Annotated in this window: 22 protein-coding genes and 2 pseudogenes; 3 read left to right on the forward strand and 21 right to left on the reverse strand. The window is 45.7% G+C overall.

Features of this window, described 5'->3' with window-relative positions:
- Positions 1–272 precede the first annotated feature (272 nt).
- On the forward strand, positions 273–905 hold the full coding sequence (crp, locus tag AACS00_RS13485; protein WP_004394497.1) for a cAMP-activated global transcriptional regulator CRP: 633 nt from the start codon (positions 273–275) through the stop codon (positions 903–905).
- 97 nt (positions 906–1,002) lie between these two features.
- On the opposite strand, the gene AACS00_RS13490 is transcribed toward crp, so the two are convergent.
- The 19 genes and pseudogenes from AACS00_RS13490 to pilM form a co-directional block, all read right to left on the reverse strand.
- Positions 1,003–1,797: a DUF1338 domain-containing protein gene (locus AACS00_RS13490; protein ID WP_110167706.1), complete on the reverse strand. Its 795-nt coding sequence runs from the start codon at positions 1,795–1,797 to the stop codon at positions 1,003–1,005.
- Positions 1,798–1,888: 91 nt separating this feature from the next.
- Positions 1,889–3,349 (reverse strand): succinylglutamate-semialdehyde dehydrogenase, encoded by a 1,461-nt coding sequence (gene astD / locus AACS00_RS13495; RefSeq protein ID WP_110167707.1) that lies wholly within the window; start codon positions 3,347–3,349, stop codon positions 1,889–1,891.
- A 19-nt stretch (positions 3,350–3,368) separates the two neighbouring features.
- A complete protein-coding gene (gene astA / locus AACS00_RS13500; protein WP_110167708.1) occupies positions 3,369–4,388 on the reverse strand; it encodes an arginine N-succinyltransferase in 1,020 nt (339 codons plus the stop codon).
- A 97-nt stretch (positions 4,389–4,485) separates the two neighbouring features.
- Positions 4,486–5,697 (reverse strand): aspartate aminotransferase family protein, encoded by a 1,212-nt coding sequence (locus AACS00_RS13505; RefSeq protein WP_110167709.1) that lies wholly within the window; start codon positions 5,695–5,697, stop codon positions 4,486–4,488.
- 376 nt (positions 5,698–6,073) lie between these two features.
- On the reverse strand, positions 6,074–6,652 hold the full coding sequence (locus AACS00_RS13510; RefSeq protein ID WP_110167710.1) for an aminodeoxychorismate/anthranilate synthase component II: 579 nt from the start codon (positions 6,650–6,652) through the stop codon (positions 6,074–6,076).
- A 103-nt stretch (positions 6,653–6,755) separates the two neighbouring features.
- Entirely contained in the window at positions 6,756–7,532 is a 777-nt protein-coding gene (locus AACS00_RS13515) for a substrate-binding periplasmic protein (protein ID WP_110167711.1), read from the reverse strand.
- Between the two features lie 134 nt (positions 7,533–7,666).
- On the reverse strand, positions 7,667–8,683 hold the full coding sequence (trpS, locus tag AACS00_RS13520) for a tryptophan--tRNA ligase (protein ID WP_110167712.1): 1,017 nt from the start codon (positions 8,681–8,683) through the stop codon (positions 7,667–7,669).
- 250 nt (positions 8,684–8,933) lie between these two features.
- The gene (locus tag AACS00_RS13525) at positions 8,934–9,614 is read right to left on the reverse strand and encodes a phosphoglycolate phosphatase (RefSeq protein WP_110167713.1); all 681 of its coding nucleotides are present in this window, start codon (positions 9,612–9,614) and stop codon (positions 8,934–8,936) included.
- 96 nt (positions 9,615–9,710) lie between these two features.
- Positions 9,711–10,391 carry a ribulose-phosphate 3-epimerase gene (rpe, locus tag AACS00_RS13530; RefSeq protein ID WP_110167714.1) on the reverse strand — a complete coding sequence of 227 codons (681 nt, stop codon included), beginning with the start codon at positions 10,389–10,391 and terminating at the stop codon, positions 9,711–9,713.
- A 112-nt stretch (positions 10,392–10,503) separates the two neighbouring features.
- The gene (locus AACS00_RS13535) at positions 10,504–11,331 is read right to left on the reverse strand and encodes a Dam family site-specific DNA-(adenine-N6)-methyltransferase (RefSeq protein WP_110167715.1); all 828 of its coding nucleotides are present in this window, start codon (positions 11,329–11,331) and stop codon (positions 10,504–10,506) included.
- Positions 11,332–11,399: 68 nt separating this feature from the next.
- Positions 11,400–11,930 (reverse strand): annotated as a pseudogene (locus tag AACS00_RS16775) (SPOR domain-containing protein); the annotation flags it as partial.
- Positions 11,931–12,455: 525 nt separating this feature from the next.
- Positions 12,456–12,929, reverse strand: a pseudogene (locus tag AACS00_RS16780) (ATP-binding protein); the annotation flags it as partial.
- Positions 12,930–12,994: 65 nt separating this feature from the next.
- Positions 12,995–14,080 (reverse strand): 3-dehydroquinate synthase, encoded by a 1,086-nt coding sequence (aroB, locus tag AACS00_RS13545; RefSeq protein WP_110167717.1) that lies wholly within the window; start codon positions 14,078–14,080, stop codon positions 12,995–12,997.
- 28 nt (positions 14,081–14,108) lie between these two features.
- Positions 14,109–14,627 (reverse strand): shikimate kinase AroK, encoded by a 519-nt coding sequence (gene aroK, locus AACS00_RS13550; RefSeq protein WP_040903956.1) that lies wholly within the window; start codon positions 14,625–14,627, stop codon positions 14,109–14,111.
- Positions 14,628–14,813: 186 nt separating this feature from the next.
- Positions 14,814–16,535, reverse strand: a complete 1,722-nt coding sequence (locus AACS00_RS13555; protein ID WP_110167718.1) for a type IV pilus secretin PilQ — start codon at positions 16,533–16,535, stop codon at positions 14,814–14,816.
- A 24-nt stretch (positions 16,536–16,559) separates the two neighbouring features.
- Complete coding sequence (locus tag AACS00_RS13560; protein ID WP_181397581.1) at positions 16,560–17,081, reverse strand: pilus assembly protein PilP; 522 nt, start codon at positions 17,079–17,081, stop codon at positions 16,560–16,562.
- Complete coding sequence (locus tag AACS00_RS13565) at positions 17,071–17,661, reverse strand: type 4a pilus biogenesis protein PilO (protein ID WP_110167720.1); 591 nt, start codon at positions 17,659–17,661, stop codon at positions 17,071–17,073. Before AACS00_RS13565 ends, AACS00_RS13560 begins: the two co-directional genes overlap by 11 nt.
- A complete protein-coding gene (locus AACS00_RS13570) occupies positions 17,654–18,247 on the reverse strand; it encodes a PilN domain-containing protein (RefSeq protein WP_110167721.1) in 594 nt (197 codons plus the stop codon). Before AACS00_RS13570 ends, AACS00_RS13565 begins: the two co-directional genes overlap by 8 nt.
- A complete protein-coding gene (gene pilM, locus AACS00_RS13575; protein ID WP_004394480.1) occupies positions 18,237–19,244 on the reverse strand; it encodes a type IV pilus assembly protein PilM in 1,008 nt (335 codons plus the stop codon). Before pilM ends, AACS00_RS13570 begins: the two co-directional genes overlap by 11 nt.
- A gap of 141 nt (positions 19,245–19,385) precedes the next feature.
- Between pilM and AACS00_RS13580 the strand changes: the two genes are divergently transcribed.
- On the forward strand, positions 19,386–21,866 hold the full coding sequence (locus AACS00_RS13580) for a penicillin-binding protein 1A (protein WP_110167722.1): 2,481 nt from the start codon (positions 19,386–19,388) through the stop codon (positions 21,864–21,866).
- Positions 21,867–21,919: 53 nt separating this feature from the next.
- Here the strand turns inward: AACS00_RS13580 and oxyR are convergent, their stop codons facing one another.
- Positions 21,920–22,819 carry a DNA-binding transcriptional regulator OxyR gene (oxyR, locus tag AACS00_RS13585; RefSeq protein WP_110167723.1) on the reverse strand — a complete coding sequence of 300 codons (900 nt, stop codon included), beginning with the start codon at positions 22,817–22,819 and terminating at the stop codon, positions 21,920–21,922.
- Between the two features lie 235 nt (positions 22,820–23,054).
- Between oxyR and AACS00_RS13590 the strand changes: the two genes are divergently transcribed.
- Complete coding sequence (locus AACS00_RS13590) at positions 23,055–23,342, forward strand: DUF3624 domain-containing protein (protein WP_040903944.1); 288 nt, start codon at positions 23,055–23,057, stop codon at positions 23,340–23,342.
- Positions 23,343–23,491: 149 nt separating this feature from the next.
- On the opposite strand, the gene argH is transcribed toward AACS00_RS13590, so the two are convergent.
- A complete protein-coding gene (gene argH / locus AACS00_RS13595; RefSeq protein ID WP_110167724.1) occupies positions 23,492–25,360 on the reverse strand; it encodes an argininosuccinate lyase in 1,869 nt (622 codons plus the stop codon).
- Positions 25,361–25,409 lie beyond the last annotated feature (49 nt).

Here is a 25,409-nt window from a genome sequence, read left to right on the forward strand (position 1 = left end):
GATGAGTAAGAAATTCGCATAATCGGTCAGGCTACGGTCTTATTAACACGATTACTTTTCATACCGTGATCATGTGCACGTTTTTGCGTAAAATATCCATGGTTTGATACGATTAAAATCAAGAAATCGCGTTCGAAAAAGGATACTATTCCTTACCGAACACAAGATAGCTTGCAGCCATTAGGAAGTCCTCTTATTCTAGTTAATCCATTAAGGCTTCGCTAAAATATACGGACAGCAGCGAGCGTACCCTGCAGAGGAAGTGAGATATTATGGTTCTAGGTAAACCTCAAACCGACCCAACACTAGAGTGGTTCCTTTCACATTGTCATATTCATAAGTACCCTTCAAAAAGCACGCTGATCCATGCGGGCGAAAAAGCGGAAACCTTGTACTACATTGTTAAAGGTTCTGTTGCGGTACTGATTAAAGACGAAGAAGGTAAAGAGATGATTCTTTCTTACCTTAACCAAGGTGATTTCATCGGCGAGCTTGGTCTGTTCGAAGAAGATCAAGAGCGTACCGCTTGGGTTCGAGCTAAATCCCCTTGTGAAGTCGCGGAAATTTCTTTTAAGAAGTTCCGTCAATTGATTCAAGTTAACCCCGATATCCTGATGCGTCTATCAGGGCAAATGGCTCGTCGCCTACAAGTGACCAGCCAAAAAGTCGGTGATTTGGCGTTCCTTGATGTGACTGGTCGTATTGCACAAACTCTACTAAACCTAGCAAAACAACCCGATGCAATGACTCACCCTGATGGGATGCAAATCAAAATCACTCGTCAAGAAATTGGTCAAATCGTTGGTTGTTCTCGTGAAACCGTTGGTCGGATTCTGAAAATGCTTGAAGAGCAAAATCTGATATCCGCACACGGTAAAACCATCGTGGTCTACGGCACTCGTTAACCTCTGGTTTAACATGCTTAAAGCCTGAATAAGCTACTTTAGTTCACCTAAAGTAGCTTTTTTGTTGTTCATTGTTGGCTACCCATTCCGTTTTTTACTAACGAAGATCGGTGCTTTCAAAGATTTTATCTGCTGAAGCTGCCACAAAGCCGCTATACAATTGACCGTTCGCCATTGGATAACGTTTAGCGAACTCATAAAAACCACCGGGGATCACTTCAACACCGTCGTTAAACGAGACTGGCACCTTATCAGCCATGGTCGAGGACTGTTCTAGTAACACTTCTGGTGTGCCCTTCACTTCACCGCCATTTTCATTGATAGTAAAGCCCGCCTGACGCAGATGATCATTGACCGCTTTCACTTCATTAAATGCCTTGAGCTGATTAACACTCACCGTAAAGTGATTGGCACCATAACCATGGGCGGCTAACCACGCCGCATACTCGCTTTCTTTGGCTAAGATTTGATAATCCACAAACGAGAGATCCCATAGACGGCCAGCATAAAGAAAGTCGACATCATCAAGGCGAGTCGTCTCGACTTGAGCCACTAACTTAGCCACGATCGATTGTAACTCTGCTGAGCACTCTTCGACCTTTAATTCACTAATAAATACCTTAGGTTGCTTAGGATCAGGATGCTCATAATGCTTCGCCACCAGCTTTTTGCTTTCAAACAGATAATCACCACAAGCAACGTAGCCTAAGGCCAGAAACGGCTTGGCCAAAGTCTCTATACCCAGTGGTGCTATATTAAAGGTTCGTAAAGCAATGTGGTCATTGATCAGTGCTTCGTCTTCCTGGAGCAAATGATGGACTTTTTCTGCCGCAGGGCAAAGACGCTGAATATAGTCATTCCATAAACATTGAAAAAGCGCACTTGGCGTCATGACGCCTCCTTGTCAGTGGGTGGATAACGCCTCTCGCGATAGAGACGTTATAGGTTAAACATTATCGACACGCTTTAGCTGTGTTGACGATTTAAGGCAAAACAACCCCTGGTGATAGTGTCGCGGGTAATTCTGTCGTTTGCCCTTCCATCGACGCCATTGGGTAAGCACAGTAATCCGCGGCGTAAAACGCGCTGGGACGCAAGTTACCTGACGCACCCGGCCCACCAAAGGGAGCATCGCCACTGGCTCCGGTAAGTTGACGGTTACGGTTAACGATGCCAGCGCGAATATGATCAATAAAATATCGCCACTCTTGATCGTCGGTCGACACTAACCCTGCTGATAGACCAAAGCGCGTATTATTAGCCAGCGCTACAGCTTGAGGCAGTGTTTGATAACGAATGACTTGCAATAATGGGCCGAAATATTCTTCATCAGGTAAATCATTAATCGCAGTGACATCAATAATCCCTGGTGTGACGAACGCCGCTTGTTGAGCCTTCGCTGTTAATAAACATTTTCCGCCTAACGCTTGTAAATTCGCTTGTGCCGTCAAAATAAACTCAGCGGCGGCACGTGAAATCTGTGGCCCCATAAAGGGGGCAGGATCAGCAAAAGGCTGATCAATGCGCAGCCGCTCGGTCGCTTTTAGCAGTTTATCGAGCAGCTGATCGCCTTTTTCCCCTTCAGGTAAATAAAGGCGACGAGCACAAGTACAGCGTTGTCCTGCACTAATAAACGCTGACTGAATAATGGTGTATACCGCCGCATCAATATCGCCATAATGCTCAGAAATCACCATCGGATTATTGCCGCCCATCTCCAGTGCTAACATTTTATCGGGTTGACCGGCAAACTGACGATGTAAGAGGTGACCAGTATTGGCACTACCAGTAAAGAGCAAGCCATCAATATTTTTTGATTGCGCGAGCGCAATGCCCGTTTCTTTCGCACCTTGCACTAGGTTAAGCACACCATCGGGCAATCCCGCCGCTTGCCACAATTGCATCGCTAGCTCACCAGTCCATGGGGTTTGCTCAGAAGGTTTAAACACCACTGTATTACCAGCCAGTAAAGCAGGAACAATGTGTCCATTGGGCAAATGAGCAGGAAAATTATACGGACCAAATACCGCCATTACGCCAAGAGGACGATGCCGCAATACAATCGTATTGCCTGCCACCTCACGTTGCTGCTGCCCAGTACGCTCATGATAAGCACGAATAGAAATCGCAATTTTACCAGCCATCGCCGCCGCTTCGGTGCGCGTTTCCCATAGCGGTTTGCCGGTTTCTTTGGCAATCACTTCTGCAATTTTTTCACTGTTGGCTTTGACCTGCTCAGCAAACGCCAACACTATTTGTTCACGCTCAGCAAATGGCCGATTTTTCCATGCGATGAATGCTTGGCGAGCCGCGCTGATCGCTTGTTCAACTTGCTCTGCCGTGGCGCTATTGCCTTGCCAAATCACTTGATCATCGTAAGGGCTGATTGAACTCAACGCATCGCCTTGTCCAGCAATCCATTGACCTGCTATCCACTGAGTCATTTTATCTTCCTTCTCTAAACTATTGAGCCAAAATTCTTAACCAATCCCCTTGGTCAACTTGTAATGCTTGAGCCACTTCGGGAGTAATCAATACCGTTTCTCGTTCAGGGTTATAGGCCGCTTTTTCAGCGGTAGCACGAAAATGAGTAAATGAGGTATTGCACATTAAATACTGTTGAGCACTGGAGTGACGGGCGACTTCCACTCTTGCTCGAACCGAATTACGTACCGATTCAATATTACGGACATCACATTCAACGGCTGGGCCAGCATCAAAAATATCGACGTAATTGCGACAAGTAAATCCTTCGTCTTCCAATAGCTTGAGGGCTGGACGAGTATTCTCGTGCACTTGGCCAATCACCGCTTGGGCTTCAGGACTGAGTAAATTGATATAAATCGGCAACTTGGGCATTAAGTCGGCAATAAAACCTTTTTTACCGATCCCAGTTAAATAGTCAGCCAAGGTAAAATCGATCGAAAAGAAATGCTCTTGCAGCCACTGCCAAAAGGGAGAATTACCGTCCGCATCAGAGACGCCTCGCATTTCAGCAAAGATGGTTTTAGAGAAACGTTCTGGATGCTCCGCCATCATTAAAAAACGACTCTTCGACATTAAGCGGCCATTTAAACCTTGGCGAAAGTGCTCTCGCAAAAATAAGCTGCAAATTTCTGAGCATCCGGTGTAGTTGTTACCAAAGGTGAGTAATTTGACGACATTGTTGACCCCAAGCTTATGTGAGGCATGGACAATGGTACTAATATGATAAGAATAAAAAGGGCGATCCCAACCAACCGCCGCTTCAATACCCGTTGTACCGGCAACCTCTCCGGTTACACTGTCTACACCGACCATTAAATAACCTTCATCCCCTGGTTGCGTCACGGACGGTTTGGCAAAGCTGTATTCTGAGTGTTCAATACGATTGGTGAGGAGTTCTTGATTAACGGGCAGTGACGTAAAGCCATGACCCGATTCAATGGCACAGTCATGAAGTGCCGGATAGTCAGACGTTGCAATAGGGCGAATAACTAGCATCAATATTCCCTCCAGATGCATAGCACTAGGCCAGTTTGGCCTAGCGAAGACAGCAAACACCCGCCGCTATCCATGGTGGGTGTGAATAGCAGAAAGACTACACGAGTGTTGCGATCGCTTGCTCGAGTTTAGCCAATCCTTGTTCGATTTCTTGTTGAGTGATCAATAATGAAGGCGTCATACGGATCACGTTCGGTCCCGCCACCAACAGCATTAATCCTTGCTCTCCAGCCGCTAATAAAATGTCTCGAGAACGGCCTTGCCACTGCTCATTCAGTGCTGCGCCAAGCAGTAAACCTTGACCACGAATTTCAGAAAACACATGGTACTTATCATTGATTTTGGTTAATCCCTCGCGAAACCAAGCTTCACGTTGCTTCACACCCGCTAAGGTTTCTGGTTGACTAACAATATCAACGACGGCCAGACCAACAGCGCACGCTAACGGGTTACCGCCATACGTTGAACCGTGGGTACCGACTTTCATATGCTCGGCAAGCTTATTAGTGGTTAACATCGCACCAATCGGGAAGCCGCCACCTAATGATTTCGCCGTACTTAAGATATCTGGCGTGACACCTAAGCCTTGGTAAGCATAAAAATGCCCCGTACGCCCATTACCGGTTTGAACTTCATCAAAAATCAGTAGCGCATTATGCTTATCACACAGTTCACGCACCGCCTGAACAAATTCTGGCGTTGGTGAAATAATACCGCCTTCACCTTGTAGAGGCTCCATCATGATCGCACAGGTACGATCCGACATATGCGCTTGCAAAGCATCAATATCGTTATAAGGCAGGTGAGTAATATCGCCGGGTTTCGGTCCAAAACCGTCAGAATAAGCCGCTTGTCCACCTACCGTTACAGTGAAGAAGGTTCGGCCATGGAAACCTTGTTTAAAGGCTATGATTTCCGTTTTCTCTGGGCCATAAACGTCAGCTGCATAACGACGAGCTAATTTCAGTGCCGCTTCATTAGCTTCAGCGCCTGAGTTGGCAAAAAAAACTTTGTCAGCAAAACTCAGCTCAATCAATTTATTAGCAAGTTGCAATGCTGGCTCATTGGTCATCACATTGCTCAAATGCCACAATTTATTGGCTTGTTCGGTTAAGGCATTAACCATGGCAGGATGGCAGTGCCCTAAACAACTAACGGCGATACCACCAGCAAAATCGATGTACTCTCGCCCCTGCTGATCCCACACACGGGAGCCTTGTCCTTTTACTGGGATGAACGCCATCGGGTTATAACAAGGCACCATTACCTCATCAAATAAACCACGTTGTATCTGTTTTTCCATTGTCATTACCCATTCCTTCTTATACCGCATGCCAAGTTGCTCAGCCATTTGGCGACAAAACCTTAGCGTAAGATTTTGTATGGCATTACCACTAATACGGCATTGTATTTACAAAATATTAACCAATTCAATAGCGAAATATTCTTTTCACGACATCAATACCAGTGTACTCGATATCGCCTCTGATTATTTATGCACTAACGACTGCCTTTTATGAAGTGTTTTTTATCTTCACATGCAAAATAGAATAGATAGCCATTGCAAGGCAAGGGGTTCACTAAGGAGAGAGGCTATAAAGGCGCATAAAATTGCACATCACAATCAAGCGCCATTCAGCACAAAGAAATGTTAAGAAAAGTGATCAAGATCGGTAATGGTTGGCTTAACGATTTAAGAAATTGGCCAGTAGCTGATGCCCTTGCTCGGTTTTAATCGATTCAGGATGAAACTGCACCGCATCAATCGGTAACGTTCGATGCTGATACCCCATAATTTCATCGACAGAACCATCGTCTAATTCCGTCCACGCCGTGAGCTCAAAACAAGCTGGTAGTGAATGAGCCTCAACCACTAATGAGTGATAACGAGTAACCGTCAATGGGTTATTTAAGCCAACAAATACACTGCGTCCATTGTGCTTAATCTGTGATGTTTTACCATGCATGACTTGTCTGGCGCGCACCACTTGTCCACCAAACACTTGCGCAATCGCCTGATGACCAAGACATACCCCTAATATCGGCAGCTTCCCGGCAAAATGAGTGATCGCTTGAAGAGAAATTCCCGCTTCATTCGGCGTACAAGGTCCGGGGGAAATCACTAAATGGCTCGGATTAAGGGCTTCAATCCCCTTTATATCAATCTGATCATTACGTACGACTTTGACCTCTTTCCCTAATTCACAGAAATATTGATATAAGTTGTAGGTAAAGGAGTCGTAGTTATCGATGAGAAGCAACATAATGTCAGCCGTGCCAGTCAGTTGAAGAAACAGAAGGCGATATTGTGCAGCACCGTTGTAGAAAGGCAAGTGCTTTACTTGAGTAGCATAAGAGTCATCGACATTAAGGGTCTTGATGTTCCGCCGCATTGAACAATAAAAAACGATCAAATACAGCTTGTGCATGTCCACTTTGCTGGGCATCTAGCAAATACTGGTTAATACCATTGAGTAGAGGTAATGCCTCCGGTAAATCACGACGAATTTGCACATGAAACTGCTTATCTCTACCCAATAAATGAGGTGTAATTGGCCGTTCAAGCTGATAAAGACCAAGCTGAATACCACCATAAATTGGCTCAATTTCACTTAGAAACCAATCACAGCGCTGCTTTTGTAACATATCTAACGCTTGTTGCACGGTGTTTAAACGCAGCGATGGCTCGCGAGATAGGCCAAAGTCCTGATAGTTAAAACCGTGTACACCACACAATACACCAGAATCTTGATGATGACTGAGGAGATTATTCGAATCAGCGAGGGTAAAATAACCGAGTTGAATACGATAAAGGGTGACTGAAAAGTAGCTATACTCCGCTCTGTCATGACGATAGCTGGCATTCCACGTCAAATCACAACGTCCATTCGCCTGAGCTAGCTCATGCTGCACCCTCGCCCACGGCATAAACAAAAGCTGATAATCAACGTTTAAGTGTTCAAGGGATTGCAATACCAATGTCGTGGCTGAGCCGGTTAGTGATTGAGCTTTTTCTTCATCGGTAGCGCCTTGCCAATAAGTAAACGGCGGCCACACATTCATATTGCCCACACAAACCCGTAAAGGGCTCGCAGCTAACCCATTGCTGATGATCAGCAATCCACACAGTAACCACCATTTCATCGCGATCCCCTTACTGTACCACTCCCACTAAGTGTAGACCGTGTTGATTTATCTTGTAGTCGCCAGTAGACAAATAAGCCCAAAGTGAGTCATTCGCTTTGGGCTTATTCAGTGTCGTAGAATCAAGGAGCAGCTTATGGACGAGGCACAAATCCAACCGCTTGCTGAACATTTTTCAATGTCAGTGCAGCGCGAGCAGACGCTTTTTCGGCCCCGGCTTTCATGACCGCATCCAGATAGGCTCTGTCATCGCGAATACGATGGTACTCCGCTTGTACCGGATCAAGCATCGCGACTAATGCCTCTCCAACATCCTTTTTAAAAGGACCGTACATTTCAACGCCTTGATATTGCGCTTCAATCTCAGCAAAGGTTTTGCCTGTGGCCGCTGAATATAGGCTCATTAAATTCGAGATACCGGCTTTTTGCTCAGTATCAAAGGCGATACGCGGTGGCGTTTCGGTATCCGTTTGCGCTTTATTGATCTTCTTGATAATCGACTTGGGATCTTCCAATAACGTAATTACATTTTTACGATTATCGTCCGATTTTGACATTTTCTTGGTCGCATCTTGCAGGCTCATGACTCGTGCATTCACTTGCGGAATGTACGGTTCAGGAATGGTGAAGATCGGTTGTTCCGGACTGTAAATATTGTTAAAACGTGTCGCGATATCACGCGCCAGCTCGAGGTGCTGTTTTTGATCGCTGCCCACGGGAACTTGATGCGCGCCATAGAGCAAGATATCGGCCGCCATCAATACTGGATAACCAAATAACCCAGCATTGACATCGTTAGCATAACGAGCCGATTTGTCTTTAAACTGAGTCATGCGACTGAGTTCACCCATTTGGGTATAACAATTAAGTATCCAGCCAAGTTGAGTATGTTCAGGCACATGAGATTGGACAAACAAGGTGCTTTTTTGCGGATCGACACCAACGGCAAGACAAATGGATAACGCATCAAGTGTCGCTTCATATAACGCCTTGGGATCTTGACGTACGGTAATCGCATGTAAATCAACCACACAGTACTGACAATCATAATCATCTTGCATCTGTTGCCATTGACGCAGAGCACCCAAATAGTTACCAATGCTGAGTTCACCAGATGGTTGAACACCACTCAATACGATGGGTTTGCTCATGAGTATAATTTCCTTGTGATTCAAAATAAGGGAAGGCGATACCCACACCACTGAGCATGGCTAGTCGGCGGCAAATCAATCCCATGAGCATAGATAAGTTCTATGCTTGGAGTGAATAAACGTCGCCAACACCACAGTAGCTTCCAGTAGGAAGGGTATAAAACCAATAAAAAACTGCGCTTACGGTGAGTAGGCGCAGTTTAGCAGTGTACTCATTGATGAGTATTTTACCAGAGGCAAATGATGATTTTTACGCGCAAACCATAACAACATCGAGGAGCTGAACGATATCATCCGCTACTACATCGGGTTTAGCATTGGCGATCGGCTCACCGTGGTTATAACCATAGGTTAAGCCAAATGAAGCACAACCCGCATTTTGGGCTGCTAAAATGTCGTTTTTCGAATCACCGACCATCAGCATTTGCTCAGCTTTTAATTGGTGCTTTTCAAGCAACCAATGAAGCGCCATGGGATCGGGTTTTTTATGGCTAAAGGTATCGCCACCAATCACGTCACTAAATAGCTCAGCTAAACCGTGTTGAGCAAGAACATCAGGCACAAATTTACTCGGCTTATTGGTCACCAACGCTAAAATAAACCCCGCGCGATGCAGTTCTGCCAAGGTATGCTTTACATTCGGATAGAGGTGGCTCAATTGGTGGCCGGTTTGCGCATAATACTCATCAAATAACAAACGCGCTTGCTGGCGAGTATCATCATTCAACTTAGGATCGATATTGAGACTTTGACTTAAACAGCGACCGATTAACACATCGGCACCATTACCAACATAGTCACGTACCTGAGATTCCGTTACCCCAGGATAGCCCAAAGCGCGCACCGCTTGATCAGCAGCAACAGCAAGATCAGGCACACTATCAAGCAGTGTTCCATCGAGATCAAACGCGATTAATTTTATTGATTGCAAAACTCTATCCTATTTGTGCTCTCCCTACCGACGAATCAAAGTCACTCGCCGATTAACGTCATCGGCGCTCAGCGGTAAGGAATAATAACTATTTTATTAATTACGATGTTCAACGCCAACCAGTTCACTACGCATAGCATCAATCACCGCTTTATAATCTGGCTCGCCAAAAATTGCCGACCCGGCAACAAACATATCCGCGCCAGCTTGGGCGATTTCACGGATATTCTCGACCTTTACGCCCCCGTCTATTTCTAAACGAATCGAGCGACCACTTTGCGTAATACGCTCACGTACCGCACGTAGCTTATCTAACGTGTGCGGAATAAAGGACTGACCACCAAAACCTGGATTGACCGACATTAGGAGAATCAAATCGACTTTGTCCATAATGTAATCGAGGTGACTGAGCGGCGTAGCAGGATTCAATACCACCCCAGCCTGACAACCATGCTCTTTGATCAATTGCAAGGTGCGATCAACATGCTTCGAGGCTTCCACATGAAAGGTGATCATTGATGCGCCAGCGTTAGCAAAATCAGGAATAATTCGATCAACCGGCTCAACCATAAGATGCACATCGATTGGCGCGGTAATGCCATAATCACGTAGCGCTTTACAAATTGGCGCACCAAAGGTCAGATTGGGTACGTAATGATTATCCATCACATCAAAGTGAATCACATCAGCTCCAGCGGCAAGCACTTTATCAACATCGTCGCCAAGACGCGCAAAATCTGCAGAGAGAATGGATGGAGCAATAAGAAAATCTTTCATACCTGACCTCTTCGGTGATAGAACAAAGCAAATAAAATATGCCCAGTATTCTAACCTAGGGGTGGCAAAGATCCTAACCGGAAGCGACGTTCACTCCCTCAGAGAGTGAGAATTACCTCATTGACTCAGGTGTAAACAAGGCTAATAACTCATCGACTTTATTCCGCCCAGCACCATTACGGCTGATTGTGCGCTTAACTTTAACCACATTCAGTTGCGCACCATGGTAAAGGCGACGAGTTAAAATCGTATCGTGATTCGAAATGAGGACCGGGATACCGCGCTCTTGAGCGGTTTTCTCAGCCAAATCGGCTAAAGCCGCTTGGTCATCAAGACTAAATCCATTCCCCGCATAAGCAGTAAAATTTGCGGTATTCGATAACGGCGCATAAGGAGGATCACAGTAAATAGCACTGGATGCCATGGCTTGATGAAAAGTTTGTTGGTAACTTGCGCAAATAAACGTGGCACGCTGCGCTTTCTGTGCAAAAAACTCTAGCTCGGCTTCAGGAAAATACGGTTTTTTGTACGAGCCAAACGGGACGTTAAATCCACCTTTTTTGTTATAACGGCATAAACCATTAAACCCAAAACGATTCATATACAAAAAAGCCAGCGAACGATACATCACATCATCGCAGTCATTAAACTGTTTACGTACGTCTAAATAGGCTTCTTTACGATTATTTTCTGGTGTAAACCAACGCTTGGCTTCGCGAATATACTCTTGCGGCTGATGTTTTAATAAATTGTATAAATTGATTAAATCCGGATTAATATCCGCCAACAAATAATGTTCAAAATCGCTATTAAGGAAAATCGAACCTGCACCGACAAAAGGCTCAACCAACTGACTTGCAGGTGGCAGATGGCGTTGAATCTCTTCGACTAGGCCAAACTTTCCCCCAGCCCATTTCAAAAAGGCACGCTGCTTTTTCATCTACTGCTCTAATCAATCACCAAAAATAAGGGTGCGGAATGTAACATATTTTCTACTGAATCTCAGCGTTATTTCGCACGTTGAATTTCACGTTGAACTTGGCTAAGTGATTTGGCCCAAGGACCGAGTGCTTGTACCGCTGGTGGTAAAGTAGCCACCGCGTCACGAGCTAACTGGATGGTTGGATAGTTATCATAAGTAACGATATACCAATCCACCTCATCACGAACGGTTGGGTAGACGTATAGCGTTTCTGTCAGTGAATAACGGTCAATAAAGTTTTGGACTTCTTGCAGAGAATTCACCGCCGCCAACTGTAAGGTATAGCTGCGCGGCGACATCGCCATCAACTCTTCTCTGGCGAAAGAGAAACGAATAGGTCCTGATGACGGAGTAGATTCATCCACTATCGACAAATCGTCATTCGTCCCTTGAATGATAGGATAGCGATTAACCTCAACAGCGACTGATTCCGAACGACCATCCAGTAAGGCATCCACTACATCGGAAGTGATCACCACTCGCTGATGTGCAGTATCAGCGATACCAACCCCTTCTAAACTCTCAACCACTTTGGGAGGCAAAGCAATGGCATCATCGGCCATCGGATTGGATGGGTTCGGTTGTGAAGACGTCACAGCGACGTTTTGATAAGAACGAGCATTGTCCTCTTGAGACGGTAACGTCGGAATCGCCGTTTGCTCAGCTCGTTGAGTTAATACAGGCAATGTCTCATTTGGCGACGGCTGGGACCATAGCCACCAGTAGCCACCACCAATAAATAACATCAATAACAGTACCAGCAAGCCAATATTCAGCGGTGAGCCGATGATCGAGCGAATAATGATGCGCTTCTCACGCTTTTGATCGACTAACGCCATGATCTCCCCCGGAAGATAATTCACTTTTTTATATGCGCTACGAGCTTGACGCTCCAGTGTTGGATCAACATAACGCATGACTCGCTGTTCAAATAACCGGTCGGCCTCATACTCTGATAATGGCTCGATCTCGAGTTCAATCGGTTTATGTTCTTGACCATAAGTTAAGCGAGTTAATAACGCATCAAGACGATTAGCTTGCGCAAATAACACCACATTAATGGTCCAGCGAGGATTAGTCTGAGCTTCAAGCACCCACATCCATAACTCGGAGAGTAACGTATCAGACAACAAATGCGCATCATCAATCACCACAACAATGTCGCATGTCGTACGCTCGCCAATCAAACGTGAAAAACTATCAAGCAACGCATCTTTGGCATTAAACAGTGGCTCTGATAACACTTGGCTAAGAATGGTGGTGCGATGCTGCTCATCGCTTTGATTAGAATGACATAAAAGTAAGGATTGATTTTTATCCGCCGCCCAATACTCAAGGTAACGTTGCGCTAACCAAGATTTTCCGGCACCTAGACCGCCAAAAACATTCACTAGGTTGGAACCAAAACGCGTCAGTAACTGTAATCGTTCCAACAGTTCAGTTTGCGAATCTAACTCTAGTTCATGTTCCACACTCATCGACGATCCTAATGGCTTAATGTCTGATACTGATACCGAAACTGACTGATCAACGATACAGCGGTCAGGTAGACTCATTCTAATTTAGATTGAATGGGAACGTCTGGCCAACACCGCTGTAACATCAAGTAGGCAGAATACCACTATATATTACGACAATCTTCTATCGCTTGCTTAATCACCGTTTGCGAAACCCCTTTTACCACTTCAGACGTTCCGATACCGGTTGGGAGCACTAAGCGTAACTCACCCGCCAAGACCTTTTTATCACGCATCATATGTTTAATGAAATCATCAAAACTCATGCTGCTCGGCGTGTGCACAGGTAAGCGCGCTTTTTTCAGTATGGCATGAATACGCTGTTGCTGCTGCTCTGAGATCAAACCTTGTAACTTAGCCGTTACTGCGGCCATCATTGTGCCTGCCGCTACGGCTTCACCATGCAACCAGCAGCCATAACCTAACTCGGCTTCAATGGCATGGCCAAAGGTATGACCTAGATTTAATAAAGCGCGAATTCCGGATTCCTTTTCGTCTTGAGCAACGACTTCCGCCTTTATCTGGCAGCAACGAGCAATCGCATAAGACAGCGCGGACGCCTCTAACGCATACAAGTCTTCAAGATGGTTTTCAAGCCACACAAAGAAATTATGATCATAAATAATGCCATATTTGATCACTTCAGCCATGCCGGCGGCAAACTCTCGGGGGGGCAGTGTCGCTAGGCAGTCAGTATCAATAATCACCGCTTGAGGCTGGTAAAATGCCCCAATCATATTTTTACCCAACGGATGATTCACCGCGGTTTTTCCACCGACCGAAGAGTCGACTTGAGCCAATAATGTGGTTGGGATTTGAATAAAATCGACACCGCGTTGATAACACGCTGACGCAAACCCGACGAGATCACCAATCACCCCACCACCAAGCGCAATAATCACCACATCGCGGCTGTAATTATGCTCAAGTAGATAGCTCATGACCGTATTGAAGGTATCGAGATTTTTGTACTGTTCGCCGTCTGGAAGTTCCAGTAGAGCCGATGAACAGCCGATTTGGTTTAGAACGGCAAGTAATCGCTCAGCATAAAGTGGCGCAACCGTATCATTGGTGATCACCACCACTTTTTGCTGGGCGGAAAGAGGAAGAAGGGCCGGATTATTTAATAATCCGGCACCAATTGAAATGGGGTAGCTACGCTCACCTAGGCTGACCGTAATCCGTTCCATGGTTTGCACTCCAAAATAAAAGAACTGGTTAGTGTTCTTCTAGCATTTTTACGATCTGGTTGGCTACCACTTTTGCACTTTGATCGTCGGTACGTACTGTGATGTCCGCAATTTCTTCATACAAAGGATTACGCTCATCAGCAAGTGCTTCTAGCACTTCTCGAGGATGATCCGTCTGTAATAAAGGGCGTTTCTTGTCACGGTTAGTACGTGCTAATTGTTTTTCAATAGTGGTTTCTAAGTAGACAACCACGCCTCGAGCAGAAAGGCGGTTACGGTTTTCTTTGCTGATCACTGAGCCACCACCAGTGGCGAGAACAATACCTTGTTGCTCAGTAAGATCATTGATCACCGCTTCCTCGCGTTTGCGGAAGCCTTCTTCACCTTCAACGTCAAATACCCATGCGATATCTGCGCCAGTGCGCTCTTCAATGACAGTATCGGAATCAACAAACTCCATATGAAGTTGTTGAGCCAAGTGTCTACCAATTGTACTTTTGCCAGCGCCCATCGGGCCAACAAGAAAAATATTGCGTTTTTCGGCCATGTTTAGCAGTAATTTACAACGTTAATTCAATGACATCGCCACAAGATTCGCCAGACAGCGGTCGACGATAGGAATGCTTGTGGCACCTATTCCTCACAGATAATTCGTGATAAGACCCGAAATTATCTAGATAAGGTGCCACTAATGCAACTTTAATTTTGCTTTAGCGGAAATAATCACACTAAGTTACTGAATTACAACCTTTGGAGTAACAAAAATCAGTAGCTCACTTTTGCCCATTTGCTGATAGCTACGTCGAAAAAGCGCACCGAGTAACGGTAAATCACCCAGTAATGGCACTTTATCGACAGTATTAGTGATGCTGTGTTGGAAAATACCGCCCAGTACCACAGTTTCGCCATTATTGACTAAAACTTGAGTACCAATCCGTTGCGTGTGGATCGCTACCGCTTCTCCGGTACCGGTTTTGACAATATCGCCAGGTCGGTCTTGGGTAACACTTAAATCCAGCACCAAACGATTATCCGGCGTAATCTGCGGGGTAACCTGTAAACTCAGTACCGCTTTCTTAAATGCCACCGTAGTCGCACCGCTGGAAGACGATTCTAAATAGGGGATCTCTGTCCCCTGCTCTATATAAGCTGGCTTTTTATTGGTAGTGATGAGCCGTGGACTGGAAATAATTTCCGCCTTCGATTCTCGCTGCATCGCTGAAAGTTCAAGATCGAGCAGTGTCCCTGAACCCAGCTTTGCCACCTGAAACGCGATGCTCGAAGCATTCGCTGCTGTGGCTCCCAAATTGACATTAAGGAAGTTATTGATCATTTCGCTACCATCTTCTGGTTGATAGAGACCAATACCCGTTAAGTTACCTTCTATTGAACCACCAACTGTATTATTACCGCGTGTTGAGCTCACGCCCCAACGAATACCGAGTTCATCAAGATTACCTTCATTCACGGTCACAATTCGCGCTTCAATTTGTACCTGCTTAACAGGGATATCTAACGCCGAAATGATCTCTCGGATCACATGAATATTTTCCGGCAATTCGCGAATTAATAAGGCATTGGTACGTTCATCGATACTGATTGAACCTCGTTCAGAGAGCATATTCACCGCTCCCGTCCCACCAATCATCTCAGCGATATCTGACGCCTTCGCGAAACTTATTTTGATGATGGCTGACTGCAAGTCTCCCAACTCTTCTGCTAAACGGGCTTTTTCCAGCTGTTGTTTTTCACGTAAATCGAGTTCCGCCTTAGGCGCTACCAAAATCACATTGCCCTCAACCCGTTTATCCAACCCTTTCACCTGCAAAATAATGTCCAACACTTGCTGCCATGGCACACCATCTAAACGCAGGGTTAAATTCCCTACCACTGAATCAGATACCACTAAGTTAAACTGATTATAATCAGCGATCAGTTGTAAAACGTTACGTACCGGAATGTCTTGAAAGTTAATCGAAATCAGCTTGGCTGATGGTTCAAGTAGATTGGCTGGCGCACTTTGAATATCGGCTTTTAACGGCGTTATTGTCACTTCAACGTAACGACCTTTGAGCTGATAATCATAATGAAAGGGACCGTGTATTTTAGCCAACAACAACGTGCTTGGTGTTTGACGAAAAACTTCCACACTCTCAACTATGGTTGCGAAGTCTTGTACATCAAGTAAATAAAGCTGTTCCTCAGCCACATCGGTTTTTAATAATTCAATACTTAACCCCTGCGTCGTTTTCTGGACATCAACCACACTCGATGCAGACGCTAACTCAATCACAATCACCGCGGCTTTGTCGGGGGTTACCCGAAAATCGATGTGTTTAAACTGATTGCTATCACTCGCTAGAGCAGCCTGCGTCGTCAATGCCAAACCTAGCCATAGCGTGATGCGCAGGTAGCGCAGCACTACCACGATACTTGAAGGTAATCCTTTAATCATAATTTAGTCTCTAAACAGAAATGTTTATTTCAAAGCCAATGTGACGTGACGCTGATTCCAGCACCCCAATCCATCTGGTAAGGTCTCTTTAATCAATAGATGATCCTCGGCCACGCGTATAACTTGCCCATTATTTACTCCGATGTACTGACCCGTTTGGAGAGTAACCACCATCCCATCAGGTGTTTGAATCAAAGCAGAAACTTCTCTTTCACGGCGCATCACACCACGCAATTGCAACTGATTTAGCGGATATCGCTCCAGTGAAGTGGTTTTTCCTCTCGATTTAGGCTGCCAGCAATGGCGATTAGTGATCGGTTGATTTTGGGCTATCGCTTCTCGTGGTAAAACAAAAGGCTCGCGCGCGTCATGCTGTGCATATTCAAAAGCTTGAAACGCAATCACTGGCGTTAGCTGAGCGACCTCTTGTTGACTCTTGGCTTCCACTTCCGCTAAGTAGTCCACCAAAGACTCTTGATTGGCTTTACACCCCACTAAGGAAACAAAAGTGAGTAGCGCGGTCACGATTGACGTACTATTTCTCATCGCCTGCCTCCGCCTTAAACTGGTAGGTGTAAGCCCGTACTCTGAAATGTAAGGTACTGCTCTCTTGACTGACTCTTTGCCAATCCACATCATCAACATTGATGATTCTTGGTAGCGTCGCTATCGCCTGAGAAAAATCGCCAATGTTGTGGTAACTCCCCGTGAGTTCAATATTCAATGGTAAGCGATACAAAAATGCCTGCGGTTGCTTTTCTCCCCAATCAATTCGAGTAAAGGTTAACCCATGTTCTAATCCTAGTTCGTTCACAGAAGCAAGCAAACTGGCCAGCTCTTGCTGTGCTGGGAGTTGGCGCAATAAAAAATCATAACGCTCAGCTAACTCATCCAATTGAGATTGCAACTGAGGTAATGCCGCGACTTTATTGGCCTTAATGCGTACTATCGATTTAAGACTCAGCTCTTGCTGATTGAGTCCTTCGAGTGCCTCTTGTTTAGGTGATAAATACATGCCATAGCCGATGACTTGAATCACTACCATGACCAACACAATCACCGTCAGTTGTGCGTTGAGCGGCCATTCAAGCAATTCATCGATATCTAAATCACGAAAATTAGCCATGATGTTCACCTTGCCGAATCAACGCCTCTAATCCTGGTTGAGCAGTATGAAAATGAAAAGAGACCTTAAAACTCTGAAAATCTTTATTAAAACGCTGATTCCCAGCGACAATCGAGTGCATGCCTACTGCTGATAAGTGTGGTGACCTTTCTAATTTATCTAACATGGTGGCTAAGCGTGCGGTACTATCGCTAATACCACTGACTTCGACCGCATCCCCCTTCATACTAATTTTGTCGACGTAAACCCCTTCAGGAATCAACTCTGGCATCAAGTTCATCAATTGTGTGGTTTTATTGCGCTTTTGCTGTAAGGACTCAACAACACTGAGCCGGGCTTGCAGTGCTTGATGCTCAGCTTCGGTCATTTTGAGCGCCCGTAATCGCTGATCCAGTTGCTGAAGATGCTGATTCAAAAAATCTAATCGTGCCTGTTGGTGCTGTTGTTGCTGATCAAGATAATGGCCGGCACCCCATTGCATGAGCAAAGCGACTAAGACACCAAGACTCATAAGCTGGAGAAAACGCCGTTTATGATCAGCACGCTGTGCCTCTCGCCAAGGGAATAAATTGATGCTATGCAACATGCCCACTCTCCAACCATGCTATACCTCGCAACGCAAGACCGGCAGCCGTCGTGAATTTAGGCTGATCGTTTAACCGCTTACGTTGAGTGATTTTGTTGACAAAAGTCGCTAATGGCGCGAACCGTTCACAGGGTAATCCAAGCTGCTCGGTGATGGTTTCTGCTAGCCCATCCATCATCGCCCCGCCACCAGATAACCAGATCCCCGCGAGGCTTTGCTGACCATGAACGGAAGTAAATAGCTGCAGTTGACGGGTTAGGCGTTCGACAAACAATCGATTGAATAGCCATTGGTTACGTTCATCGCTGCGCGCCATCGTTTCCGCCAGAGATGGCAATTCAAACCAGCGTGTACCTAAGGCAATATCCTTATAAAACGGCGCTTTATCGGCAAAATCGATACATAACGTAGTTTGGGTATAACCGACATCGACCAACATCCAATTCGAGCGCTGTTGAGCCTGACTCACCTGCTGCCAAATCTGAGCCAGACCATGTAATTGCACATCCAGTAAAGTCGCTTCCAGCCCAGCTTGTTGAATCGCCGATAATCGACTCGCGACGACTTCTCTTCGGGTGGCATACACCTGATAGGTCGCTGTTCGGTTTTTAGCGAACGCTTGAATCGGTAAGGGAACAAAATCTAAGCTCAGCTCTTCCATCGGCAACGGGGATTGATGAGAAAAAGCCTGATAAATAGCAAACTCTTTTTCACGGGGGTCCAAGTCGCTATCTATTTGTAATACTTTACTAATTACCGCCGTGTCAGGCAGAGCAATCGCAACCTTGCGACTAAATAGCGGGAAACTCTTTTTTAGTTCTTTGAGTTTCTTTACAATTTTCTGATAATTCAACGTATCGTTATCGGCGAAAATGTCGTCAGTAATGACGATTTCTGTGCAACCGTGCAGCGAATAATTGTCGCCGTTTGGTTTAAGAGCCACAGCTTTGATGCTGTGATGACCGATATCGACACCAATAACTAATGATTTACTCATGCCATTAACTCCAGTGACAATTCTCAGCCTCACACACTTATTTGTGAGAAAATAACCGTTCACTATTTTTAAGTGCTGAGGTTTTAGTCTAGAGTACAGGGGTTTGTACTAAGACAGCCTCTACTAAACAGGGATTCTCCGGTGAAGTTCATAAAGCGTTTACTCATATTTTCATTGATTTGCATTATTCTTGGAGTCACTACAATCTTTGGCTTCTATTTTTATGTAAAGCCAGATCTACCCGATGTCGCTGAATTAAAAGACGTTCGGCTACAAACTCCCATGCAGGTGTTTAGTGAAGACGGTAAACTGATTGCTCAATTCGGTGAAAAACGACGCATTCCATTGCGCCTTGATGAAATGCCACCAGAATTACTCGAAGCGGTGATCGCAACCGAGGATTCACGTTTTTACGAACACTACGGCTTTGACCCGATTGGGATTACTCGTGCCGCTGTGGCCGTCATGGCCTCAGGGAGTGCCTCTCAAGGGGCAAGTACCATTACCCAACAACTGGCCCGTAATTTCTTCTTATCCAATGAGAAGAAAATTATGCGTAAAATTAAAGAGATCTTTATTGCCATTCATATTGAGCAGCTCTTGAGTAAAGAAGAGATCTTGGAGCTTTACCTGAATAAAATTTATCTCGGTCATCGGTCTTACGGCGTTGGTGCAGCAGCTCAAACCTACTTTGGTAAAGAAGTCAAAGATCTGACGTTAAGTGAAATAGCGATGATTGCTGGCCTACCCAAAGCCCCTTCTACCATGAATCCCCTTTTCTCTGTGGAGCGAGCCACTCACCGTCGCAATGTCGTCTTATTACGCATGCTGGCAGAAAACTACATCACCCAACAAGAGTATGATCAGGCTCGTAATGAACCATTAATCTCCAAATTCCATGGCGCAGAAATTGAGCTACGAGCTCCTTACGTGGCAGAAATTGCGCGCGCATGGATGGTCGAACGTTATGGTGAAGAAGCGGCCTATACCTCTGGGATGAATGTCTACACGACGGTCAACACCAAGTTACAACAAGCCGCAAACCAAGCCGCTATCGATAATCTCCTCGCTTACGATATGCGTCACGGCTACCGTGGTGCCGAAAAAGTACTCTGGAAAGCGGGGCAATCGGCTTGGGATACCCCGACCATGATCGCTCACTTACGTAGTGAACCCACTTACGGCGATCTTCTGCCTTCGATTGTGGTTAAGGTCGAAGAAAAATCGGCTCAGGTTTGGGTAAAAAATGCCGGACTAAAAACCATTGCATGGGAAGACATGAACTGGGCAAGGCGATTTATTACTGACGACCGTCAAGGGCCTTTACCGACTAAAGCCAGTGATATTCTAGCGGTAGGTGAACAAGTGTGGATTCGTCGCCAGCACGCTATAGGTGATGAACAAGAACACTGGACATTAAGTCAAGTGCCTAATGCGAATACGGCGTTCGTTGCTATGGATCCCGATAATGGTGCGATACTAGCACTGGTTGGTGGCTTTAACTTCGTGCACAGTAATTTTAACCGTGCAACCCAATCGGTCCGTCAGGTGGGGTCAAGTATCAAGCCGTTCATTTACTCTGCGGCTTTGGAAAAAGGCCTCACTCTAGCCTCATTAATCAATGATGCTCCGATTAACCAATGGGATCAAAGCCAAGGTATTGCTTGGCGTCCTAAAAACTCGCCCCCGACTTACGTCGGCCCCACTCGTCTGCGGATTGGTCTAGCGCAGTCGAAAAACGTCATGGCAGTCCGGGTACTGCGAGAAGTCGGTTTGGAAGAGACTCGCCATTTCTTGACCCGCTTCGGTTTTGAGTTATCTCAATTACCTCGCTCTGAGACCATTGCCCTAGGCGCAGGCAGCTTAACGCCCGTCAAAATGGCTCAAGGCTATTCGGTATTTGCTAACGGTGGATATTATGTTGAGCCGTTCTACATCAGCAAAGTGGAAGACAGTTTTGGCCATGTCGAATTTTTAGCTAACCCCAAAGTGGTTTGTCATCAGGATTGTCAATCATCATCCGATAATCCGTTCAATGAACAAGATGCCACGGTCAATTATGCACCACAGGTGATTTCCGAACAGAATGCTTTCCTCGTTCGTGAAATGATGTATAGCAATATCTGGGGTGGCGGTGATTGGCGTGCAGGAACGGGATGGAATGGTACCGGTTGGCGCGCACAAACCTTAAGACGTCGTGATGTGGGCGGAAAAACAGGAACAACTAACGACTCGAAAGATGCTTGGTATAATGGCTTTGGACCAGGCATGGTCGCAACGGCTTGGGTCGGATTTGATGATCATAGTCGTAACTTAGGTAGCACAGCCCCTAATCCGAATACTGATGATGATATTACTGGCGCGGAAGCCGGAGCGAAAACAGCCCAACCGGGATGGGTAGAATTTATGCGCATCGCTCTCGATGGTGTGCCGGCCCAACCCAAAGCCATTCCACCGAAAATCATTCGCGTGAGAATTGATCGCGACAGTGGGCTACTCACCAATAAATTAGATTCCAGTTCTATGTTCGAATACTTTGTCCAAGGAACGGAACCGAAAGAGTATGTACAAGAGGATACCCCTCACAGCATCTACTTAGATGATAGTGACAGCTTATTTTAATCTTGACCGCCCCAATTAGGGGCGGTGTTATTTTCAGACACTGAACAGGCAGGCTATTGAGTGGCTAACGCTTGTAGGCGCTCTTTCATCACCTGAGCTAGCTGTTCATAGCGCTGGCGCAGCGGTGAACCGGGGCGATAAGCCAAAACAATTTGTCGTGATGGCTGTGGATTGACCGCTTTGATATAACATACACCATCTTTGGTTTTTTCATCCGGTAGCGAGAGCTGAGGTAACAAAGTAATCCCAGCCCCAGCGGCGACCATATTACGTAAGGTTTCTAAACTGGTGGCTTTAAAACGCTCATCGTCTTTCGCCCCCGCAGCAAAACAAAAACCTAACGCTTGGTCACGTAAGCAGTGACCATCGCCTAATGCCAATACGGTTTTACCGTTCAGTTCCAACATATCCACCTCATCACGATTGGCCCATTCGTGTGAACAAGGCACAGCAATACTCATCGGCTCATTGTAGATATCGATCTCTTTAAAAGGGGCACTCTCCTCAACCGAGGCTAATACCAAGCAATCGAGCTTGCCCTCTTCTAACTGACGCACTAATTGATGCGTTTGCGCTTCATGTAAATAGAGCGCCAAGTCGGGAAAACGAGCTTTGAGCTCAGGGATAATCTTCGGCAATAAATAAGGGCCTAGCGTCGGAATAAACCCAATGTGCATCGGGCCACTCATGGCCCCTCCCTGTTGACTGGCCATATCTTTGAAAACTTTAATTTCACTGAGAATACGTTTGGCTTGGTCAACAAGCTGTAGCCCAGAATCGGTAAATAATACCCGCCGACTACTACGCTCTAACAATACCGTACCAAGTTCATCTTCTAGCTTGCGAATTTGTCCACTAAGAGTCGGCTGACTGACAAAGCAGGATTCAGCGGCTTTACGAAAATGCTTGTGCTCAGCAAGAGCAACTAAGTATTCAAAATCTCGAATGTTCATCTTATTCCTAGATAAAAACCATCAATCATATCGAAAGCAACAGAAAAGGCGTCTCGTTATAGCGTCACTGCTGCAGTAAGAATATACCTATCAAAAACCATAACATTGAATGCTGATGACTATCAAAGCTTTTATGTTTTGCCACTAATCTCACACTGATGGGTTAATACTTCTCGTGTTTCGCTTAACGCGATAACATACTTAAGCGCTGCACCTCATCCATTAAGGAGTCACCATGAAACTCACCAGTTGTCACTACTGTGATCAAGCATGGTTCTGGAAAAAAATCGGTCGTTGCCAACGCTGTATTGATTGGTTAACCGTACTATCTGTCGCTTGCTGGGGAGTCTGGTTTTGGTTATTTAGAAATGAGCCAACCGCCATCGCATCCATCGCCCTTCTCTTCGCAGGTTTCGCTTTTAATGGTTTGTTATTTTTACATTTATGGATGAAGTTTGTCGTACTGCCTTGGCGAGAGCGTCAAAAAAACTCGACTGATCACTCGCCCACAAAAAAGCCCTAAAACGAAAAGGAGTTTTAGGGCTCTCTTAGAGCGATCTAAGAAAAAGCAGTGGTATAGATATAGACTGTGCTTTTTCTGGTTGGTTCCACTTTACACGATCTTTTTTGATCTTTTCTTTTGCTTGGTTTCACCATAAAAGATCTCAACACTTATCGTTGATGGATAACAATCCGTTGGGCAAAATCCACTTCTAAGGCTACTTCATCACAAGCATGTTGCCGCGGGCACTGCTCACAATCTTTTAATACCTTTTCCGGCAATAACGTTTTCGAGGTTGGAATAAAGTTCAGTTTCATAAAGAACTCCGGAGAACGAGTCAGTACGAACACTTTATTAATCGCCATTTGCTGGGCTTTTTTCACTAAGTAATGGACAATCGCACGCCCTTGACCTTGACGCTGCCAGCCCGCTTCAACCCCAAGAGAACGAATTTCTGCTAATCCTGAATCGTAAACGTAGAGCGAGGCGCATCCCGTTATCTCACCATGATGTTCAGCCACAGCGAACGAACCAATATCGCGTACAATGTCGCTTCGTGAACGCGGTAAGTTCTCGCCCATGTTTGCCCAATAAGCAACCATGCCTTCTAAACGTTCAATATCGGTTAAGCGTGCTGGACGTACTTTGACCGCACTTGCATCCCGCTTCGCCAAACGTTTTTCGGCCTCTTCAACGGCATAAGCCACTTGTGACGGAGCGACGCCACCGAGTGCACTGCGTTTTTCTAAGCATGATTCGATGGTTAAAATGGCGTAAACATCATCTTCAATCACAGGAGAAAAGGCTTTTAACTCAGCCAAGGATAACTCTTCCAATGCGCAGCCTTTTTCGATAGCGCCAACTACCGCGACGCCAACAATATGGTGTGCTTCACGAAACGGAATACCTTTAGCAACTAAATAGTCGGCCAGCTCAGTAGCATTAGCATACCCTTGTTTGGCCGCTTCTAAAGTCCGCTCAGTTTTCACTTTGATCCCGTCAAAACACAAGACTGCCATTTCCATACAATCATGCCAAGTATCAAGCGCGTCAAACAGCCCTTCTTTATCTTCTTGCATGTCTTTGTTGTAGGCTAAAGGCAAAGCTTTTACGGTCATCATCATCGCCGCTAATGCCCCATAAACCCGACCAGTTTTACCACGGATCAATTCCAGAGCATCGGGGTTTTTCTTCTGCGGCATTAATGATGAACCAGAGGTTACCGTATCTGCTAATTCAATAAATCCAGACTCACCGGAGTTATAGAAGATCATATCTTCGGCTAAACGCGACAAGTGAAGCATCGAAATCGATGCTACCGACATTAGTTCCATCACATGATCGCGATCCGACACCGAATCGAGTGAATTACGCGTAGCCCGGCGAAACCCGAGATCATGAGCTAATTGCTGACGATCGATAGGATAAGCGGTTCCTGCCAGTGCACCAGAACCAAGTGGACAGGTATCTAATCGTTGTAGCGCATCTTTTAAGCGTGAATAATCACGCTCAAACATTTCGACATAAGCTAAACACCAATGGGCGAAGGTCACCGGTTGAGCACGCTGCAAATGTGTATAGCCAGGCAAAACAGTGGCTTGATGTTGCTCCGCAACCGAAACCAACTGACTCTGCAATCTATCCAAGCCGAGCAGTAACTGCTGGCCTTGCTGACGACACCATAATTTTAAATCGGTGGCGACTTGATCATTACGTGAACGTCCAGTGTGCAGCTTTTTACCTAAATCACCGACTTTACCGATCAGTTGCTGCTCAACCCATGAGTGAATATCTTCCGCATCCGATGACAGAATCTGCTCAGGATCTTCCATTACCGCAAGCTTTAACTCATTTAATGCCAATTCTAGCGCTTGCTGCTCTTGTTCTGTCAGTACCTTCACCGACCGTAACGCTTTCGACCAAGCAATCGAGCCGACAATATCTTGCTCAGCTAATCGGTAGTCAAAACGCAGGGAGTCGTTAAATTGTTTAAACCGGGTGTCTGCTGCTTGGGTAAATCTTCCGCCCCATAATGCCATTGCGTTTCTCCTACCTTTGACCTAAGGCGCATACGCCATAGGAAAACAT

Origin of the sequence: Vibrio sp. 11986-1-5, assembly GCF_963878025.1 — a bacterium.
GTDB lineage: Bacteria > Pseudomonadota > Gammaproteobacteria > Enterobacterales > Vibrionaceae > Vibrio > Vibrio injensis.

What these genes read in the sequence shown, in the direction of transcription:
- crp (WP_004394497.1), top strand. Translation starts at nt 273, where the DNA reads ATGGTTCTAGGTAAACCTCAAACCGACCCAACACTAGAGTGGTTCCTT.
- AACS00_RS13490 (WP_110167706.1), bottom strand. Translation starts at nt 1,797, where the DNA reads ATGACGCCAAGTGCGCTTTTTCAATGTTTATGGAATGACTATATTCAG.
- astD (WP_110167707.1), bottom strand. Translation starts at nt 3,349, where the DNA reads ATGACTCAGTGGATAGCAGGTCAATGGATTGCTGGACAAGGCGATGCG.
- astA (WP_110167708.1), bottom strand. Translation starts at nt 4,388, where the DNA reads ATGCTAGTTATTCGCCCTATTGCAACGTCTGACTATCCGGCACTTCAT.
- AACS00_RS13505 (WP_110167709.1), bottom strand. Translation starts at nt 5,697, where the DNA reads ATGACAATGGAAAAACAGATACAACGTGGTTTATTTGATGAGGTAATG.
- AACS00_RS13510 (WP_110167710.1), bottom strand. Translation starts at nt 6,652, where the DNA reads ATGTTGCTTCTCATCGATAACTACGACTCCTTTACCTACAACTTATAT.
- AACS00_RS13515 (WP_110167711.1), bottom strand. Translation starts at nt 7,532, where the DNA reads ATGAAATGGTGGTTACTGTGTGGATTGCTGATCATCAGCAATGGGTTA.
- trpS (WP_110167712.1), bottom strand. Translation starts at nt 8,683, where the DNA reads ATGAGCAAACCCATCGTATTGAGTGGTGTTCAACCATCTGGTGAACTC.
- rpe (WP_110167714.1), bottom strand. Translation starts at nt 10,391, where the DNA reads ATGAAAGATTTTCTTATTGCTCCATCCATTCTCTCTGCAGATTTTGCG.
- AACS00_RS13535 (WP_110167715.1), bottom strand. Translation starts at nt 11,331, where the DNA reads ATGAAAAAGCAGCGTGCCTTTTTGAAATGGGCTGGGGGAAAGTTTGGC.
- aroB (WP_110167717.1), bottom strand. Translation starts at nt 14,080, where the DNA reads ATGGAACGGATTACGGTCAGCCTAGGTGAGCGTAGCTACCCCATTTCA.
- aroK (WP_040903956.1), bottom strand. Translation starts at nt 14,627, where the DNA reads ATGGCCGAAAAACGCAATATTTTTCTTGTTGGCCCGATGGGCGCTGGC.
- AACS00_RS13555 (WP_110167718.1), bottom strand. Translation starts at nt 16,535, where the DNA reads ATGATTAAAGGATTACCTTCAAGTATCGTGGTAGTGCTGCGCTACCTG.
- AACS00_RS13560 (WP_181397581.1), bottom strand. Translation starts at nt 17,081, where the DNA reads ATGAGAAATAGTACGTCAATCGTGACCGCGCTACTCACTTTTGTTTCC.
- AACS00_RS13565 (WP_110167720.1), bottom strand. Translation starts at nt 17,661, where the DNA reads ATGGCTAATTTTCGTGATTTAGATATCGATGAATTGCTTGAATGGCCG.
- AACS00_RS13570 (WP_110167721.1), bottom strand. Translation starts at nt 18,247, where the DNA reads ATGTTGCATAGCATCAATTTATTCCCTTGGCGAGAGGCACAGCGTGCT.
- pilM (WP_004394480.1), bottom strand. Translation starts at nt 19,244, where the DNA reads ATGAGTAAATCATTAGTTATTGGTGTCGATATCGGTCATCACAGCATC.
- oxyR (WP_110167723.1), bottom strand. Translation starts at nt 22,819, where the DNA reads ATGAACATTCGAGATTTTGAATACTTAGTTGCTCTTGCTGAGCACAAG.
- AACS00_RS13590 (WP_040903944.1), top strand. Translation starts at nt 23,055, where the DNA reads ATGAAACTCACCAGTTGTCACTACTGTGATCAAGCATGGTTCTGGAAA.
- argH (WP_110167724.1), bottom strand. Translation starts at nt 25,360, where the DNA reads ATGGCATTATGGGGCGGAAGATTTACCCAAGCAGCAGACACCCGGTTT.